We start from the raw sequence: 15,122 nt of genomic DNA, 5'->3' as shown, positions 1-15,122 counted from the left end.
CATGGCGATCGACCTCGACTCCTATGTGAAGGGCGTGCTCGACGGGAAGCGTGCGTACATCGCACGGGCCATCACCCTCGTCGAGTCGACCCGGGCCGACCACCGGTCCCTGGCGCAGGCCCTGCTGACCGAGTTGCTGCCGCACGGCGGCAACGCCCGGCGCATCGGCATCACCGGGGTGCCCGGTGTGGGCAAGTCGACCTTCATCGACGCGCTCGGCACGATGCTCACCTCGCTCGGGCACCGGGTCGCGGTGCTCGCCGTCGACCCCTCGTCGACCCGTACGGGCGGTTCGATCCTGGGTGACAAGACCCGGATGGAGCGCCTGGCGGTGGACCCCGCCGCTTTCGTACGCCCCTCCCCCACCGCCGGCACCCTCGGCGGCGTGGCGAAGGCGACACGGGAGTCGATGGTGGTGATGGAGGCGGCGGGCTACGACGTGATCCTGGTGGAGACGGTGGGCGTCGGCCAGTCGGAGACCGCGGTGGCGAACATGGTCGACTCCTTCCTGCTGCTCACGCTGGCCCGCACCGGCGACCAGTTGCAGGGCATCAAGAAGGGGGTCCTGGAGCTCGCGGACGTGATCACCGTCAACAAGGCGGACGGCCCGCACGAGCGCGACGCACGTTCCGCGGCACGGGAGTTGGCGGGCGCCCTGCGTCTGATGCACCCGGTGGACGCGGCCTGGACTCCCCCCGTGCTGAGTTGCAGCGCCCGGGAGTCGACCGGCCTGGACACCGTCTGGGAACGTCTCGAACAGCATCGCGTCCTGCTCGACTCGACCGGCCGCCTCGCCGCCAAGCGCCGCGACCAGCAGGTCGACTGGACCTGGACGATGGTCCGCGACGAGCTCCTCGGCCGGCTGCACGCGGATCCGGCGGTACGAGCCCTCACGCCTTCCCTCGAACGGCAGGTCCGGGACGGGGAGTTGACGGCCACGCTGGCGGCGGAACGCATCCTGGGCGTGTTCGGCGGCGCCGCCGACTGACTCGTCGCGCCACTCCGCCCGTCCACGACGGGGCCCGGCACCGTGTCCCTCGGGCGGACACGGTGCCCACCCGTGCCTCCTCGGACGGATCCTGCCGAGCCGTGGGCGACCGCGGCCAGTGTCCCATGTCACCGTCCGCGATGTGAGCCGCTCCCCGCACAAGGCCGCGTCGCCCTCTAGGGTGGCCGGTGCAGCTGGTTCGCCCCGTCCGCCAGGCGGGATGCGTCGTAAGAGGGAACCCGGTGGGAATCCGGGACTGCCCCGCAGCGGTGAGTGGGAACGAACGCCGTCATACGCACTGGGCCCGACCGGGTCTGGGAAGCGACGGCCAGTAGGTGGTGGCCCTTCGGGGAGACCGCGCCCGCGAGTCCGAAGACCTGCCCGTTGCCCGCGCGTGACCGTTCGCGCGCGGACATCCCGGTGACCTCGTGGGCGGGTCGGCGTACATACCGGCGGACGGCCGCGCCTCCTGGCGCGGGTCGACTCCGCCCGGTTCGTCACCCCTTCGCGCTCACGTCCCGCCGCCGGGATCTCAGGGAGACATCTCGCGAAGGAGATTTCCGTGACAGCCAAGCCCGCAGCCGCGGCAGCACGGTCCACCGTGTACGGCTACCCCCGTCAAGGCCCGGACCGTGAGCTGAAGAAGGCGATCGAGGGCTACTGGAAGGGCCGGACCACCGCCGCCGCCCTCCGGGAGACCGCCTCAGGTCTGCGCCGTTCGAACTGGCGCCACCTGGCGGAATCCGGCATCCACGAGGTGCCCACCGGCGACTTCTCGTACTACGACCACGTCCTCGACACCACTGTCATGGTCGGTGCCGTCCCCGAGCGGCACCGCAAGGCCGTCGAAGCCGACCCGCTCGACGGGTACTTCGCGATGGCGCGCGGCACCCAGGACGTGGCGCCGCTGGAGATGACCAAGTGGTTCGACACCAACTATCACTACCTGGTGCCGGAGTTGGGGCCGGACACGGTGTTCAGGACGGACTCCGCCCAGCAGGTCGGGCAACTCGGGGAGGCGATCGCCCTCGGTCTCGCCGCCCGGCCCGTCCTCGTCGGTCCGGTCACCTATCTCCTGCTGGCCAAGCCGGCGCCCGGTGTCGCCGCGGACTTCGAACCGCTGACTCTGCTGGACCGGCTGCTGCCCGTCTACGCCGAGGTGCTCGCCGACCTCCGCGCGGCGGGAGCCGAGTGGGTGCAGCTCGACGAGCCCGCCCTGGTCCAGGACCGTACCCCCGCCGAACTCAGCGCCGCCGCACGCGCCTACCGCGGCCTCGGCAGGCTGACCGACCGGCCGAAGCTGCTGCTCGCCTCCTACTTCGACCGCCTCGGCGACGCCCTGCCCGTACTGGCCAAGGCCCCGGTGGACGGCCTCGCGCTGGACTTCACCGGCGCGGCCGCCGCCAACCTCGACGGCCTGGCCGCCGTCGGCGGACTGCCCGGAAAGCGTCTGGTGGCCGGTGTGGTCGACGGCCGCAACATCTGGGTCAACGACCTGGAGAAGTCCCTCGGCACACTCGGCACCCTGCTCGGGCTCGCCGACCGGGTGGACGTCTCCGCCTCCTGCTCGCTCCTGCACGTACCGCTCGACGCGTCCGCCGAACGGGACATCGACCCGCAGATCCTGCGCTGGCTCGCCTTCGCCCGCCAGAAGACGGCGGAGATCGCCGTCCTCGCCAAGGGCCTCGCCCGGGGCACCGGCGCCATCGCCGCCGAACTGGCCGCGAACCGGGCCGACCTCGCCTCCCGGGAGTCCTCCGTGATCACCCGTGACAGCGCGGTACGGGCCAGGGTCGCCGCGGTCACCGCCGCCGACGGCCACCGCTCCCAGCCGTACGCCGAGCGGGCCACCGCCCAGCGCGCCGGCCTCGGGCTGCCGCTGCTGCCGACCACCACGATCGGCTCGTTCCCGCAGACCGCGCGACTGCGCACGGCCCGCGCCGACCTGCGGGGCCGCCGGATCGACATCGACGGGTACGAGGAGCGGGTCAGGAACGAGATCCGCGAGGTGATCTCCTTCCAGGAGGAGGCCGGTCTCGACGTACTGGTGCACGGCGAGCCGGAACGCAACGACATGGTGCAGTACTTCGCCGAACAGCTCACGGGTTACCTCGCCACGCAGCACGGCTGGGTCCAGTCGTACGGCACCCGCTACGTCCGTCCGCCGATCCTGGCCGGCGACATCTCGCGGCCCGAACCGATGACGGTGCGCTGGACGACGTACGCCCGGTCGCTCACCACCAAGCCGGTCAAGGGCATGCTCACCGGACCGGTCACCATGCTCGCCTGGTCCTTCGTCCGCGACGACCAGCCCCTCGGCGAGACCGCCCGCCAGGTCGCACTCGCCCTGCGCGACGAGGTCGACGACCTCGAGGCGGCCGGCACCCCGGTCATCCAGGTCGACGAACCCGCGCTCCGCGAGACGCTGCCCCTGCGCGCCGCCGACCGCGCCGCCTACCTGGAGTGGGCCACCGAGGCGTTCCGTCTCACCACCGGCGGTGTACGGCCGGAGACCCAGATCCACACCCACATGTGCTACGCCGAGTTCGGTGACATCGTCCAGGCCATCGACGACCTCGACGCCGACGTCATCAGCCTGGAGGCCGCCCGCTCCCACATGCAGGTCGCCCGGGAACTCGCCGCCCACGGCTACCCGCGCGAGGCCGGACCCGGGGTGTACGACATCCACTCACCGCGCGTGCCCAGTGCCCACGAAGCCGCTGAACTGCTGCGTACCGGACTCAGGGCCATCCCCGCCGAACGGCTGTGGGTCAACCCCGACTGCGGCCTGAAGACCCGCGCCTGGCCGGAGGTGCGGGCCGCGCTGGAGAACCTGGTGGCGGCGGCCCGCGAAGTCCGCGGCGACCTGGCGCCGACGGTTTCCTGACACAGGTGTGGCCGGGGCGGACCATCTCGGTCCGCCCCGGCCGTGCGCCGTTCCCGCAGGACGTTCGCCGGGCTCACCGGCCCGTTCACGAAGCGGCGTTGAGGCTGTCGGCCCACTCCTCGACGGTGGTGACCTCGCCGCGCCGGCTGAGGACGTCGTTCACGAGCGTGTGGTGCAGTGCGGTGTCGGGGTCGGCGCAGGCGTCGGACAGGACCGTGACCCTGTACTCGAGGTCGGCTGCCTGAAGGGCCGTGGACAGGACGATGCCGCCCGTGGCGATGCCGGCCAGGACGAGGTGGTCGATGTCCTGGACGGCCAGGATCTGCTGGAGGTTGTTGCCCGAGAAGGCGCTCACGCGGTTCTTGTGGACGACGATCTCGCCCTTTGCGGGCGCGACATCGGGGTGGATGGCGGCACCAGGATCGTCGGCGGTGAAGAGGTGCGACGGAAGGGAGCCGAAGATCTTGTTGCGGGGGTGGGCGTCGAGGTGGCCGGGACGCAGTCGCAGTGCCACGTGGATGACGGGGACGCCCGCGGCGCGCGCCGTGCCGAGTGCCCGTACGGCGTGCGGCAGGTAGTCGTCGGGTGTGTGGGCGACGTGGTTGAGCTGGAGATCCATCAGGAGGAGGGCGGTGCGGGGCATGGGTCTGCGCTCTCGTTCAGGTGTGGTGGGAGCCACCGGGTGGACTACGACGTCCGCGGCGCGTCGGCCGAGGTGTCCCGGCCGTCGCGCGGCCGAGCGTGCGGTCGAAGGCGGTCAGGAGGAGGTAGAGCACGCCCGCGCCGAGCATGACCCAGGCGAGGTGGTGCATGCCGCCGGTGTCCGCGCGCCGCCCGAAGGAGGCGGCCGTCGTGGAGGAGGCGACCATCGAGCCGACGTAGGCGAAGGTGCGCAGCAGGCCGGCCGAGGAGGCGGTCCGCTCGGGATCGGCCTGGAAGTAGACCGAGTTCTGCAGGGCCAGGCTGTTCAGTCCCTGCGGGACGCCGAAGATCAGGGCGACGAGAACCAGCGTCCACACGGGGCTGTCCCCGGTGAGTGTCAGCATCACCACACAGGCGACGACCTGCCCCAGCCCGCCGACGAGCAGCTTGCCGCGCACGCCCTCGCGGCGCCCGGAGACGATCGAGACACCGATCGCCACCAGGAACATGGGGATCTGCGCCAGCCCGGCGTGGAAGGGCGAGAGCCCGAAGCCCTCCTCCGTCCACTGGGTGAACCCGTACAGGAAGGCGTAGGAGACGACGTAGGCGACCAGGGCACGCCCGTAGGTGGCCAGCAGTGGTGTGTTGCCGCCCAGCACCCGCAGGTCGATGAACGGGGTGGTGGCCCGTAGCTCCCGCGCCACGAACACGGCGAACGCGGCGACGGCGGTCACCGGCAGGTACCAGTCGCGCAGGTGCGGGTTCATCAGGAACAGCAGCAACGAGACGAGCGTGACGGCGAACAGTGCCATGCCGGGCAGGTCGAGCCGGGCCGTGAGGCGCCCGCGCCGCGGGGACTCCCCCGTAGCAGCCTCCTTGGGCAGCCGGAGCAGCCCCAGCAGCACGGCCGCGGCGGCCAGTGGCACGTTCAGGGCGAAGGTGGCGCGCCAGCCGCCCAGAGCGATCAGGAGGCCGCCCAGCAGCGGGCCGATCACGGCGATGGTCTGGTTGGTGACCGCGAGGGCGGTCAGCACCCCGCCGGGGCTGTCCCGCCCGGTGCGCCGGGCCTCGCTGCGCAGCAGCGCCATCGCGGCGGGATACCCGGCGCAGGTGCCGAAGCCGAGCAGGACCCGGGAGGCGATCAGCACGCCCAGGTTCGGCGCCAGGGTGCCGACGACGCCGGCGACCCCGACGAGACTCGTGCTGACGAGGAAGAGCCTGCGCGGCCCGAAGACGTCGATGAGCCGACCGACGACGGGCTGCCCGAGGGCGGTGGCCAGGTAGAGGGCGGACACCAGCCACGCGGTCTGCGAGGGCGGCGCGCCCAGCGCGTCGCCGATGGGTATCAGCGAGACGGCGATGATCGTCGAGTTGACCGGGTTGAGGACGGAGCCCAGCATCATCGGCGGCAGCAGCCGCCGGTCGAAGCCCGCCGTCGCCGCCGTGCCCCGTTCCTCCGTCTTCGGTTCAGTCATGGGTGAGGCGCTCCAGTACCGTCATGGCGGCCATCACGGTCCGTAGTTCCTCTTCCGTGCACTTCTCCCGCAGCTGACCGGCGAGCCATTCCTGCCGGACCTGTCGCCCCTCCTCCACGCGCCTGTGCCCCTCCTCGGTCAGCGCGATCAGCAGACGGCGCCGGTCGTCGGGGTCGGGATGCCGTTCCACCAGTCCCAGGGCGGTCAGCGACGCGATCGTCGTGGTCATCGACTGGTGGCGCACCCCCTCGGCGGCGGCGAGTTCACTGGCCGTGACGCCCGGCTTGCCGGACAGGTGAGTGAGTACGGACGCCTGCCCGAAGGTGATGTCCTCGGCCTCTGCGGCGTTCAGGATGCGGCGCCGCAGGCGGCCGATGACCGTTCGGACCTGTCGCGAGGCCTGAACCGCCGAGGGCGACGGGCGCGGGGTCTCCTTCATGCGTTCCACAGTAGAACCCGCAGCTTGAGTTGTACAGTTTCAGCTGTACAGCTGAGGCTGCCTGAAAGGCTCCACCCTCGCGAGGCCGTTCGGGCCACGCCGTTCGGGCCTTCCGGGCCCGGCCTCCTGAGATGCGGCGGCGTCCCTGGAGGTGGAGAGTTGAAACATGTCACAGCCATTGGTGCCACCGGGCGAAACCCCTCCGGTCGAGGGTTCGATCGCCGAGGCACATCAGGAACGGCCGGACGGCGGGATCTGGGAGCACCCCCTGTGGTGGCTCGGACTGATTGTCATCGGGGCGATCATCGTGGCGGCCTATTTCGCCGCTCGCATCATCGGCTACTGAGGTCACCGGGACCCGCCCCGCGTGGAGCTCGCTCCGTGCGGTGCGGGCGCTCCAGGTCCCGGGAACGCTCGTGTCCGACGCGTGGCGCACGCGGCGTCCTCACTCCCGCTCCACTCCCCACCCCCCTCGCCCGGGCCGGCCTCGGACGTGGGCCCCTTCGCGCGGCTCGACCGCACGTGGGTGACGCCACTCCCTGAGGCATCCGCTCCTCCCTTGGCGCGAAGAACCGCTGGAGGCCCACAAGGGATGCGCATCATGACATCTGAACCAGATGGTTTCGTCTGCGACCCGACCCTCGGCACGAGCGCCGCACGCCGGAACGTGCGCAGCTGCCTCAGTCAGTGGCATGTCGAAGGGCTCGCCGACGACGCGGCGCTCGTACTCAGCGAACTGCTGTCGAACGCCCTGCGGCACGGAGCACCGCCCGTCCGGGTCTCCGTGACCCTTCGACGTACGCGCCATGACGGCCCCACCGTGCACATCGAGGTCGCCGATGCGGGCCACACCCTCAACTGCGGTGTCACGGGCTCCCGTTGGGGGCACCCCACCTGCACGTTGGACGAGAACGGCAGGGGTCTGTGCCTCGTCGACGCGCTCTCCAGCCGCTGGGGCGACGAACCGACACCACAGGGGCACACGGTCTGGGCCGATCTCGCCTGCGACGCCGGGAGAGCCACCTGAATCCCGTGGAGGACGGCCGACACCGGCCCCGGCGGCGTCGTCCACTGCCCCATGGTCGCCAGCGACGTGAAGGACGGCGGCGGTGCCTTCGAGGTCGTCATCGGGCACCGGGACGACCTGCCAGTCGGTGACAAGGGTGCACCGCTCGCGCGTGGACGCGTCGTCGGCACGGGCTGACCTCGGTCACACCCGCCACCGACCTCACTCAGGTACGAGGTCGCGCGCTCGGACCGGGCAGGACCGTGACCTCCGCCGGGGTGAGCGCGACGTGTTCGTCGGCGCACTCGACCACGACCCGGACCGGTGCCGCGCACTCACTGTGCCGAATGTCGAGAACCGGGCCCTCCGGATCCGCCACGTACGCCTCGCCCCACTGTCTGAGCGCCACCAGGACAGGCCACAGGTCCCGACCCTTGCGGGTCAGGCGGTACTCGTGCCGCGTACGGCTGCCCGCTTCCCGGTACGGCTCGGTCCGCAGGATCCCGGACGCCACCAGCTTGCGGAGCCGGCCGGCCAACACCGCCTCCGAAAGCCCCACATGACGGCGGAAGTCGTCGAATCGGCGGACGCCGTTGAAGGCGTCGCGCAGGATCAGCAGCGTCCACTTCTCGCCCACCAGGTCGAGCGTGCGCTGGACCGTGCAGTTCTCCGTGCTCACTTCGAGCCACTCCATACCCGCATCATAGGCGAGCTGGCTTCGTCATTGACAGTCAGCTGCGGCCCCGGCTAGCTTCGATTTACGCAGTCAGATGAGGAGCACGGGCATGGGCAGGTCACGTACGTACGAGTGGGAAGACCCCTCGGTCTCGGCCTCGGAGGTCGGACGGACCAGTGGTCTCGACTTCCTGCGCGCGATGATCGATGGCCGGCTGCCCGGCCCGCCCATCGGCGCCACGCTCGGGTTGGTGCTCGAAGAGGTCGATCACGGGCACGCGGTGTTCTCCCTGGAGCCCGGCGAGGAGCACTACAACCCCATCGGCAGCGTCCACGGCGGGATCTACGCGACCCTGCTCGACTCCGCGGCGGGGTGCGCCGTACAGACGACGCTTCCGCAGGGCATGGCCTACACCTCGCTCGACCTGACCGTGAAGTTCCTGCGCCCGATCACGGTGGACACCGGCAAGGTCCGCGCCGTGGGCACCGTCCTGAACGGCGGCCGTCGCACCGCGCTGGCCCAGGCCGAGCTGTTCGACTCCACCGACCGGCTGCTCGCCCACGCCACCAGCAGCTGCCTGCTGTTCCCGGCGCCGACGGCCTGAACCGCGTACGGCACGTCGGGACTGTCGTCGCCGCAAGGCCCCTTGAGAGGCGAAGTCGTCGTCCTGAGGTCTGGTGAGCCGACTCGGCATCCGCGCGGCCGTGGGGCTCCGCTCGGGGCGCGAGATGCGCTCTGGCGGGACCCGGGGGCGCCCAGGCGCTCCGCCCCAGGGTGGCCGCGGGACGCGCAATCACGGCGCGCGAGTCGTTCACGGCTTCGGTGCGGTGGCTTCCCTCAGCACACAGACGGGTTCTCCGCTGCTCGAAGGCCGGTTCGCCGCGGCCGGGAAGTCGACTCGGATCGACGGCCGGTTCGCCCCGCCAGGAGGTCGCTCTCGCCTCGGTGAGGGAGTCGGCTCACCGCGGGCCGGAAATCGGAACTCGGTCCGGAAGCTGCGGGTCGGGCGCCGGGCGGCCCGGGCGCGTGTCGCGCCCCCGCACCTGCTGCCGGGGCGTATGTCGCGCCCCCGCGGCTGCTGTCGCCCCTGAACCTGCCTCCGGGACCGGGACCGCCCGTGCCCGCGGAGTCTGCGCTCCGCAGGCACGGGCAGGCTGCCCTGCCGTAGGTCAGGCGGGGGTGATGTTCTCGGCCTGCGGGCCCTTCTGGCCCTGGGTCACGTCGAACGTGACGGCCTGGCCCTCCTGGAGCTCACGGAAGCCACTCGAGTTGATGTTCGAGTAGTGCGCGAAGACGTCGGGGCCGCCGCCGTCCTGCGCGATGAAGCCGAAGCCCTTTTCCGAGTTGAACCACTTCACGGTTCCGGTGGCCATGTCAATGCCTCTCAGTCGATTTCGGATCCGCACCGCGCGGATCCGGAGGTGATCGCCCTGGTCCTCAGGCACTGCACAGCAAAAAGCCCGCACCGGAGCGCGGGCAGGTACTGCGAACCACGACATCTGCGAGCGACGCTACACGGCGAATCCGCGTACCACCAGAGAGCAACGGCCATCAGGAGACGGAGCCGCCCCGGCCCGGGCGCGGCAAAGGCCCGCAGTTCGGGCCGTTTCACACCAGGGGGTGACGGCCGAACGATGGGCGGCACCGGCCTCCACAACGGACGGCACGGGCGTCCACCACCCTTTCCGCACCCCCGGCCGGGTGAGCGGGCCGCGCGGAACCACACGCGGGCTCGCTCTCCCGGGGACTCCACGGTGGGTCGACCGGGCTCCGAGTGGTTCAGGAGGGCGCGCCGGTCAGGACTTCCACCTTGCCGGTGTCGAGCGAGTAGTAGGCGCCGACCACGGCGAGGGCGCCCTTCTTCACGAGCGGCGCGAGGTCCTTGTTGGAGCGCAGGTCGTCCGCGGTCAGCTTCACCTGGACGCGGGCCATGGTCTCGACGGGGTCGGAGCCGCCTTCCCGGGCCGCCCGGTCGTATGCCGGACGCAGGGCCTCGACGATCGCCTGCAGATGGCCGGGCAATGGTTTGCTGTCGCGAATCGACTTGTACGCCGCCTCGACCGCGCCGCACCGCTGGTGTCCGAGGACCACGATGAGCGGAGTGCCGCTCGTCATGGGCCCGTATTCGACCGAACCGGTGACGACCGGGCCGATCGCCTCCCCGCCCGTGCGCATCACGTAGAGGTCGCCCAGTCCGGTGTCGAAGAGCAGTTCGGGCGGCACCCGGGAGTCGATGCACGAGAGGACCGACCCGAAGGGCACCTGCTCCTGGGCGACGAGTTCCCGGCGGTCGGGATCCCGGTCGGGGTGCTCGAGGTCTCCGCTCACCCAGCGCTTGTTCCCGTCCATGAGTCTCGCGAAGGCCGCGGCGGGCGTCGTCGGACGTGCCGCCGGCGACGTGCCGGTCGCCGGCGAGGTCCCGGGCGCCGACACCACGGCCTTCGTGGCGGAGGAGCACCCGGCGATCGCGGCCGCCGCCACCGCGAATCCACCGGCAAGAAGCACTCTGCGTGCCGGGCGTTCCGGACGTCCGGTTGTGTCCATCGTCTTTCCCCTCGCCGCCACTCGGACACGTCTCCGCGTCTTGACCAGGGCGATTGTTCAGCGCGGCGCGAGGATCCAGGCGACAGGCGCAAGCAGGCGCGGACCGCATTGCCACCAACGGCCCACACATCCGGGTCGGACCACCGCCCGGGGCACCCTGCCGGCGCCGCGCCCCGCCGCGCCCCGCGCAGAACGGCAGGTCACTGCCGCGCCGACGCCATCCGACCGTTCGCAAGGGTTCGCATGACATCGGTCGGCGAACGCCGGTCTCCGCCGGGCCCGGTCACCGGTCGGGCCCGGTCACCGGCCGGGCGACCCGTCGTCCGGCGCGGCCGGGTCACCAGGGGGTCGGTGCACGCCGACGGGACCTGTCCGGGCCAGCAGCAACGTGGTGTCGTCGGACGGCGAGGGGGTGCGTCGGGCGGCGAAGGCCCGCTCGCACAGTTCCTCCAGGGGCAGCCTCGGGTGGGCCAGCGCGGCGGCCAGGCGACGTATCCCGAACTCGATGTCCTCGGTAGGGAATTCGACCAGTCCGTCGGTGTACAGGGCGATCAGACTGCCGTCGGGGATCTCGATCCGGACGGATTCGAAATGCCCCAGACCCAGGCCGATCGGGACTCCGGGGGGAATCTCCGTGACGGTCGCCTCGCCGGCGGGACTGACCAGGACGGGCGGAAGGTGTCCGGCTCCGGCGATGTCGACGTGCCGTTCGGCCGGGTCGTAGACGACGTACAGACAGGTCGCGCCCACACCGGAGACGGTGGCGCCCGGGGAGTCCGCGTCCTCCTGCGTCAGGCGGCCGACCGTGCGGTCCAGGCTCGTCAGAAGCTCGACGGGCGGCAGATCCAGGTCCGCGAGCGTACGCAGCGCGGTACGGAGCCTGCCCATCGCGGCCGCCGCCTGGATACCGTGCCCCACCACGTCGCCGACGACCAGGGCCACCCGGTCACGGGGCAGCGCTATCACGTCGTACCAGTCGCCTCCCACACCGTGGTCCAGGTCGGCGGGGACATACCGTGAGCCCACCTCCAGGGAGGGTCCGCCGGACAGGCGGGACGGGAGGAGGTTGCGCTGCAGTGCCAGGGCCGCGGTGTGTTCGCGGGTGTAACGATGGGCGTTGTCGAGGCTCAGCGCGGCACGGTCGACGAGTTCCTCCGCGAGGACCAGATCGTCCTGCTCGAACGGGGCGGGATTGTCCGTCCGCACGAAGACGGCGATACCGAGTGCGACGCCCCTCGCCTGGATCGGCACCATCATCACGGTGTGCATGTCGGTCCTGCGGATGACCCGGGACCGTTGCGGATCGCACCGCAGCCAGGTGCCGAGGGATTTCCGCAGCATCGGCTCGATGTAGGACTTCCCCGTGGTCAGAACCTGGGTGAACGGCGAGGCGGGCGGGACGAAGACGGGGTCGCCACGGTGCCACAACGCCTCCGGGATGCCTTCGTGGATCGACGCCACCCCCGCCCGGCGGAAGACGGGGATGCGTCCGGCGTCGGGTCCCAGCCGCGCCAGGGGCTCCTCACCGAGGGGCACCGAATCCGCCAGATCCACGGTGACGTAGTCGGCCAACCGCGGGACGGCGAAGTCGGCCAGTTCCTGCCCGGTCTGCATGACGTCGAGGGTGGTGCCGATCCGGGTACTGGCCTCGCTCAGCAGGGCGAGGCGCTCGCTCGCGAGCCGTCGGCGGGCGTCGGGATGAGGGTCGAACGTGACCAGCCACCGGGGCGCGCCGTCCCGGGCGGCCAGTCGGGACACGCGCAGTTCCACCTCCAGCCGGTGCCCGCGGCGGTGACGCAGCCGAGCGGTGCCCGTGGGGGCCAGCAAGTCCCCGAACGGCCGGCCGATGACCTCCTCGGCCGGGTAGCCCAGGAGTCGCTGTGCCCCCAGAGTCCAGCCCGCGACGCTCCCGTCCGCGTCGATGACCGCCGCCGCCATGCCCTCCGTCTCGACGGGCGCGCCCCACAGTCCGTCCCGGCGGTCGGCGGCGGCTCCCTCGTCGGTGGTCATGGCTGTCTCCCGGTGAGCGGACCGGTCACTGCCCCGACGGTGCGGAACCAGCGTCTGCCGTGGTCACCGGAGTGCGGGGACCGTGAAGCCGAACTCGGCGCCGTGGACGTGTCCCTGAGGCAGCCGCGCTCATGGAGGGCCCGCGGTGATCACGGGGTGAGACCGAGCTGGCGCAGCATGCCGAGCTCATCGCTGCTGCCCCAGCGCTCGACCATCTTCCCGTCGGCGAACCGGCTGATCTGCATGCCCCGGTAACTCACCGTCCGGCCGGTCGCGCCGTGCCCCATCAGTTCACCGAGATGTGTGCCCGTGATCGTGTACGCGAAGGCGATCTCGTCGTCGGTGGCCATGACGTGCTCGACCTCGACGTGCAGATCGGGGAAGGCCCGTCTCATCGTGGCGAACATCTCCTCATAACCCTCGGGTCCGGGCACCTGGCCCGGGGCCGGGTCGTGGTCCACGGAGCCCGGTGCGACGTATTCGTCCAGCTCGCCGAGGTGGTCACCGTTCACCGCTGAACCGAAGCTCTCCAGGACGGCGATGTTGCTGCTGCGCGACATGACGCGCTCCCTGAGGTCGGGGGGGGTCGGTCTCGGGCGCACACACTCCCAGGATGTGCGGTCGCCTGTTCCTCCCCTCCACGATAGGTCTGGCGGACTGGGGTGGCCTGCTGGAACCGGCGGCGCCGGCCCCTTCACGCGTCAGGTGCGTCCGGCGGCCCGGACGCGGAGGACGACGAGCCGGGCCACTCCGCCGGGCGGACACCGCGGCACCCGGTTCATCCCCGGGTGCCCTGCGCCGCCGTGCTCCGGAATCGGGCGCGGTAGACCGTGGGCGCGATACCGATGATGTGCTGGAAGCTGCGTCGCATGGATTCGGCGGAGCCGAAGCCGGACCGCTCGGCGACGGCGTCCACCGAGTCGTTGCCGCTCGTGAGGAGCGCCTGCGCGGCTTCGACGCGCACCAACTCCACGTACCGCCCGGGTGTCATGCCGACCTCCGTGCGGAAGAGCCGGCTCAAGTGCCGGGTGCTGACGCCCGCCTGCAGCGCGAGCGCGTCCATGTGGTGGGCCTCCGCCGGGTCGGCCACGATGGCGTCCATGACTCCGCGCAGCACGGGATGTCCGGAGCCGCGCGGGGTCATCCGGGCGCTGAACTGGGACTGCCCGGCCGGCCGGGCCATGAAGACCACGAGCTGCTGGGCGACGGCGCGTGCCAGGTCCGCCCCGTGATCCGCCTCGACGAGCGCGAGCGCCAGATCGATGCCGGTCGTGACACCGGCCGAGGTCAGGACAGGACCGTCCTGGACGAACACGGGATCGGCCTCGACGCGCACGCGGGGGTAGCGCGCGGCGAGTTCACCCGCGAGCCGCCAGTGCGTCGCGGCGCGGCGGCCCTCCAGGATCCCGGCCTCGGCCAGCAGAAAGGCGCCCGCGCAGACGGACGCCGTGCGGGACGAACGCGTGGAGAGCGCCGTGACGAGGTCCACCAGGTCACGGTCGCCGACCGCCTGCCGCCAGTCCGGGCGGCCGGGCACCACGAGGGTCCCGAGCCGCTCGGGCAGTTCGGCGGCCGACGTGTCCGCGCTGAGCCGCACCCCGGAGGAGGTACGGATGCCCGCGCCGGTCTCCGACACGATGTGTACGTCGTAGTCGGCACCGTCCTCGTTCGCGGTGGTGAACACCTCGGCGGGACCGGCGACATCGAGCAGTTGGACTCCGTCGAAGGCGAGCACCGCCACCGTGTGAGGCGAACTCGGGCCGCCCGTGCGGGGATCGGCCCTCACTCGGGCCATGGCGAGTCCAGGATGGTGCTGACGAAGTCTCCGCGTTCGAACCCGGGGACGTAGTGGGCGAGGACGTCGGCCTTGACGTTGCCGAAGGTGGTCTCCGGCTTGTTCCGGACGCCTTCGGTGAAGGAGTCGAGGATGCGGCGCTTGAAGTCGGGCCGGGGATGCAGGGCGGTGATCGCCGCGCGGTCCTCGTCGGAGACGTCGGCGTAGCCGATGCCGAGCACGTCGTACTCGACCCCCGCGGTCACCAGGGCGACCTCGGGTTCCATGAACTGCGGTACGCCCGGGGTGGTGTGCAGGGCGATGGCCGTCCAGACCCTGCGGATGCTGTCCTCGGGCACGTCGTGCGTGCGCAGGAACCGGCGGGCCTCGTCGGCGCTGTCCACCTCGAACCGGCGGCCGCTGTGGTGGAAGCGCTCGCCGAGTCCGAGGTCGTGGAACATGGCCCCGATGTACAGCAGCTCGGGATCGAAGCTCAGGTCCCGGTTGCGCCCCTGCAGACTGCCGAACCAGAACACCCGGCGCGAGTGGTGGAAGAGGAGTTCGGTCGAGGTGTCGCGCACCAGCTCGGTGGCTTCGCGCGCCAACCGCGTGTCGGGCACCGTCACCCCTGCCGCTGTGTCTGTACGACTCGACATCACATCCGCCTCCTTGTCGCCGTCC

General features: G+C 71.4%; 16 protein-coding genes and 1 riboswitch. Of the genes, 6 read left to right on the top strand and 10 right to left on the bottom strand.

Annotation, left to right across the window (positions count from 1 at the left end; translation table 11 throughout):
- Position 1: 1 nt before the first annotated feature.
- Both meaB and metE read left to right on the top strand, forming a co-directional pair.
- Positions 2-988 carry a methylmalonyl Co-A mutase-associated GTPase MeaB gene (gene meaB / locus OG199_RS39805; protein WP_356807506.1) on the top strand — a complete coding sequence of 329 codons (987 nt, stop codon included), beginning with the start codon at positions 2-4 and terminating at the stop codon, positions 986-988.
- Positions 989-1,216: 228 nt separating this feature from the next.
- Positions 1,217-1,367, top strand: a riboswitch (cobalamin riboswitch).
- Positions 1,368-1,550: 183 nt separating this feature from the next.
- Positions 1,551-3,875 (top strand): 5-methyltetrahydropteroyltriglutamate--homocysteine S-methyltransferase, encoded by a 2,325-nt coding sequence (metE, locus tag OG199_RS39800; RefSeq protein WP_405833734.1) that lies wholly within the window; start codon positions 1,551-1,553, stop codon positions 3,873-3,875.
- Positions 3,876-3,960: 85 nt separating this feature from the next.
- Here the strand turns inward: metE and OG199_RS39795 are convergent, their stop codons facing one another.
- The 3 genes from OG199_RS39795 to OG199_RS39785 are packed head-to-tail and all read right to left on the bottom strand — an operon-like array spanning position 3,961 to position 6,431.
- Complete coding sequence (locus OG199_RS39795) at positions 3,961-4,518, bottom strand: cysteine hydrolase family protein (protein ID WP_405833732.1); 558 nt, start codon at positions 4,516-4,518, stop codon at positions 3,961-3,963.
- 16 nt (positions 4,519-4,534) lie between these two features.
- A complete protein-coding gene (locus OG199_RS39790; RefSeq protein WP_405833730.1) occupies positions 4,535-5,992 on the bottom strand; it encodes an MFS transporter in 1,458 nt (485 codons plus the stop codon).
- On the bottom strand, positions 5,985-6,431 hold the full coding sequence (locus OG199_RS39785) for a MarR family transcriptional regulator (RefSeq protein WP_356807514.1): 447 nt from the start codon (positions 6,429-6,431) through the stop codon (positions 5,985-5,987). The genes OG199_RS39790 and OG199_RS39785 overlap by 8 nt, the downstream gene beginning before the upstream one ends.
- Positions 6,432-6,597: 166 nt before the next feature.
- Between OG199_RS39785 and OG199_RS39780 the strand changes: the two genes are divergently transcribed.
- From OG199_RS39780 to OG199_RS39770, 3 genes are all read left to right on the top strand, one after another.
- Positions 6,598-6,777, top strand: coding sequence for a DUF6480 family protein (locus OG199_RS39780; RefSeq protein WP_168526039.1), 180 nt, complete (start codon positions 6,598-6,600; stop codon positions 6,775-6,777).
- Between the two features lie 255 nt (positions 6,778-7,032).
- Positions 7,033-7,458 carry an ATP-binding protein gene (locus tag OG199_RS39775; RefSeq protein ID WP_356807516.1) on the top strand — a complete coding sequence of 142 codons (426 nt, stop codon included), beginning with the start codon at positions 7,033-7,035 and terminating at the stop codon, positions 7,456-7,458.
- Between the two features lie 51 nt (positions 7,459-7,509).
- Positions 7,510-7,635 carry a hypothetical protein gene (locus OG199_RS39770; RefSeq protein ID WP_405833727.1) on the top strand — a complete coding sequence of 42 codons (126 nt, stop codon included), beginning with the start codon at positions 7,510-7,512 and terminating at the stop codon, positions 7,633-7,635.
- Positions 7,636-7,663: 28 nt separating this feature from the next.
- On the opposite strand, the gene OG199_RS39765 is transcribed toward OG199_RS39770, so the two are convergent.
- Entirely contained in the window at positions 7,664-8,131 is a 468-nt protein-coding gene (locus OG199_RS39765; protein WP_356807518.1) for a helix-turn-helix domain-containing protein, read from the bottom strand.
- Positions 8,132-8,222: 91 nt separating this feature from the next.
- Between OG199_RS39765 and OG199_RS39760 the strand changes: the two genes are divergently transcribed.
- Complete coding sequence (locus tag OG199_RS39760) at positions 8,223-8,717, top strand: PaaI family thioesterase (protein ID WP_401803604.1); 495 nt, start codon at positions 8,223-8,225, stop codon at positions 8,715-8,717.
- 565 nt (positions 8,718-9,282) lie between these two features.
- Here the strand turns inward: OG199_RS39760 and OG199_RS39755 are convergent.
- The 6 genes from OG199_RS39755 to OG199_RS39730 all read right to left on the bottom strand — a co-directional run bounded on the left by OG199_RS39755 (position 9,283) and on the right by OG199_RS39730 (position 15,097).
- Positions 9,283-9,486 carry a cold-shock protein gene (locus tag OG199_RS39755; protein WP_148009846.1) on the bottom strand — a complete coding sequence of 68 codons (204 nt, stop codon included), beginning with the start codon at positions 9,484-9,486 and terminating at the stop codon, positions 9,283-9,285.
- 406 nt (positions 9,487-9,892) lie between these two features.
- Complete coding sequence (locus OG199_RS39750; protein WP_405833724.1) at positions 9,893-10,657, bottom strand: carbonic anhydrase; 765 nt, start codon at positions 10,655-10,657, stop codon at positions 9,893-9,895.
- Positions 10,658-10,957: 300 nt separating this feature from the next.
- Entirely contained in the window at positions 10,958-12,667 is a 1,710-nt protein-coding gene (locus OG199_RS39745; protein WP_405833722.1) for a SpoIIE family protein phosphatase, read from the bottom strand.
- A 149-nt stretch (positions 12,668-12,816) separates the two neighbouring features.
- The gene (locus tag OG199_RS39740; RefSeq protein WP_356806638.1) at positions 12,817-13,227 is read right to left on the bottom strand and encodes an ester cyclase; all 411 of its coding nucleotides are present in this window, start codon (positions 13,225-13,227) and stop codon (positions 12,817-12,819) included.
- Positions 13,228-13,445: 218 nt separating this feature from the next.
- Positions 13,446-14,462, bottom strand: a complete 1,017-nt coding sequence (locus OG199_RS39735; protein ID WP_405833720.1) for a GlxA family transcriptional regulator — start codon at positions 14,460-14,462, stop codon at positions 13,446-13,448.
- Positions 14,450-15,097 (bottom strand): HD domain-containing protein, encoded by a 648-nt coding sequence (locus OG199_RS39730; RefSeq protein WP_356806640.1) that lies wholly within the window; start codon positions 15,095-15,097, stop codon positions 14,450-14,452. Before OG199_RS39730 ends, OG199_RS39735 begins: the two co-directional genes overlap by 13 nt.
- Positions 15,098-15,122 lie beyond the last annotated feature (25 nt).

The organism is Streptomyces sp. NBC_01176 (genome assembly GCF_045039825.1).
Taxonomy (GTDB): Bacteria; Actinomycetota; Actinomycetes; order Streptomycetales; family Streptomycetaceae; genus Streptomyces.
Note: the sequence above shows the minus strand (reverse complement) of the source record. Positions and strands in the feature narration are given on the sequence as shown.

Excerpts from the sequence above, each read along its gene's own strand:
- meaB (WP_356807506.1), top strand. The coding sequence starts at position 2 with ATGGCGATCGACCTCGACTCCTATGTGAAGGGCGTGCTCGACGGGAAG.
- OG199_RS39795 (WP_405833732.1), bottom strand. The coding sequence starts at position 4,518 with ATGCCCCGCACCGCCCTCCTCCTGATGGATCTCCAGCTCAACCACGTC.
- OG199_RS39790 (WP_405833730.1), bottom strand. The coding sequence starts at position 5,992 with ATGACTGAACCGAAGACGGAGGAACGGGGCACGGCGGCGACGGCGGGC.
- OG199_RS39785 (WP_356807514.1), bottom strand. The coding sequence starts at position 6,431 with ATGAAGGAGACCCCGCGCCCGTCGCCCTCGGCGGTTCAGGCCTCGCGA.
- OG199_RS39780 (WP_168526039.1), top strand. The coding sequence starts at position 6,598 with ATGTCACAGCCATTGGTGCCACCGGGCGAAACCCCTCCGGTCGAGGGT.
- OG199_RS39775 (WP_356807516.1), top strand. The coding sequence starts at position 7,033 with ATGACATCTGAACCAGATGGTTTCGTCTGCGACCCGACCCTCGGCACG.
- OG199_RS39770 (WP_405833727.1), top strand. The coding sequence starts at position 7,510 with ATGGTCGCCAGCGACGTGAAGGACGGCGGCGGTGCCTTCGAGGTCGTC.
- OG199_RS39765 (WP_356807518.1), bottom strand. The coding sequence starts at position 8,131 with ATGGAGTGGCTCGAAGTGAGCACGGAGAACTGCACGGTCCAGCGCACG.
- OG199_RS39760 (WP_401803604.1), top strand. The coding sequence starts at position 8,223 with ATGGGCAGGTCACGTACGTACGAGTGGGAAGACCCCTCGGTCTCGGCC.
- OG199_RS39755 (WP_148009846.1), bottom strand. The coding sequence starts at position 9,486 with ATGGCCACCGGAACCGTGAAGTGGTTCAACTCGGAAAAGGGCTTCGGC.
- OG199_RS39750 (WP_405833724.1), bottom strand. The coding sequence starts at position 10,657 with ATGGACACAACCGGACGTCCGGAACGCCCGGCACGCAGAGTGCTTCTT.
- OG199_RS39745 (WP_405833722.1), bottom strand. The coding sequence starts at position 12,667 with ATGACCACCGACGAGGGAGCCGCCGCCGACCGCCGGGACGGACTGTGG.
- OG199_RS39740 (WP_356806638.1), bottom strand. The coding sequence starts at position 13,227 with ATGTCGCGCAGCAGCAACATCGCCGTCCTGGAGAGCTTCGGTTCAGCG.
- OG199_RS39735 (WP_405833720.1), bottom strand. The coding sequence starts at position 14,462 with ATGGCCCGAGTGAGGGCCGATCCCCGCACGGGCGGCCCGAGTTCGCCT.
- OG199_RS39730 (WP_356806640.1), bottom strand. The coding sequence starts at position 15,097 with ATGTCGAGTCGTACAGACACAGCGGCAGGGGTGACGGTGCCCGACACG.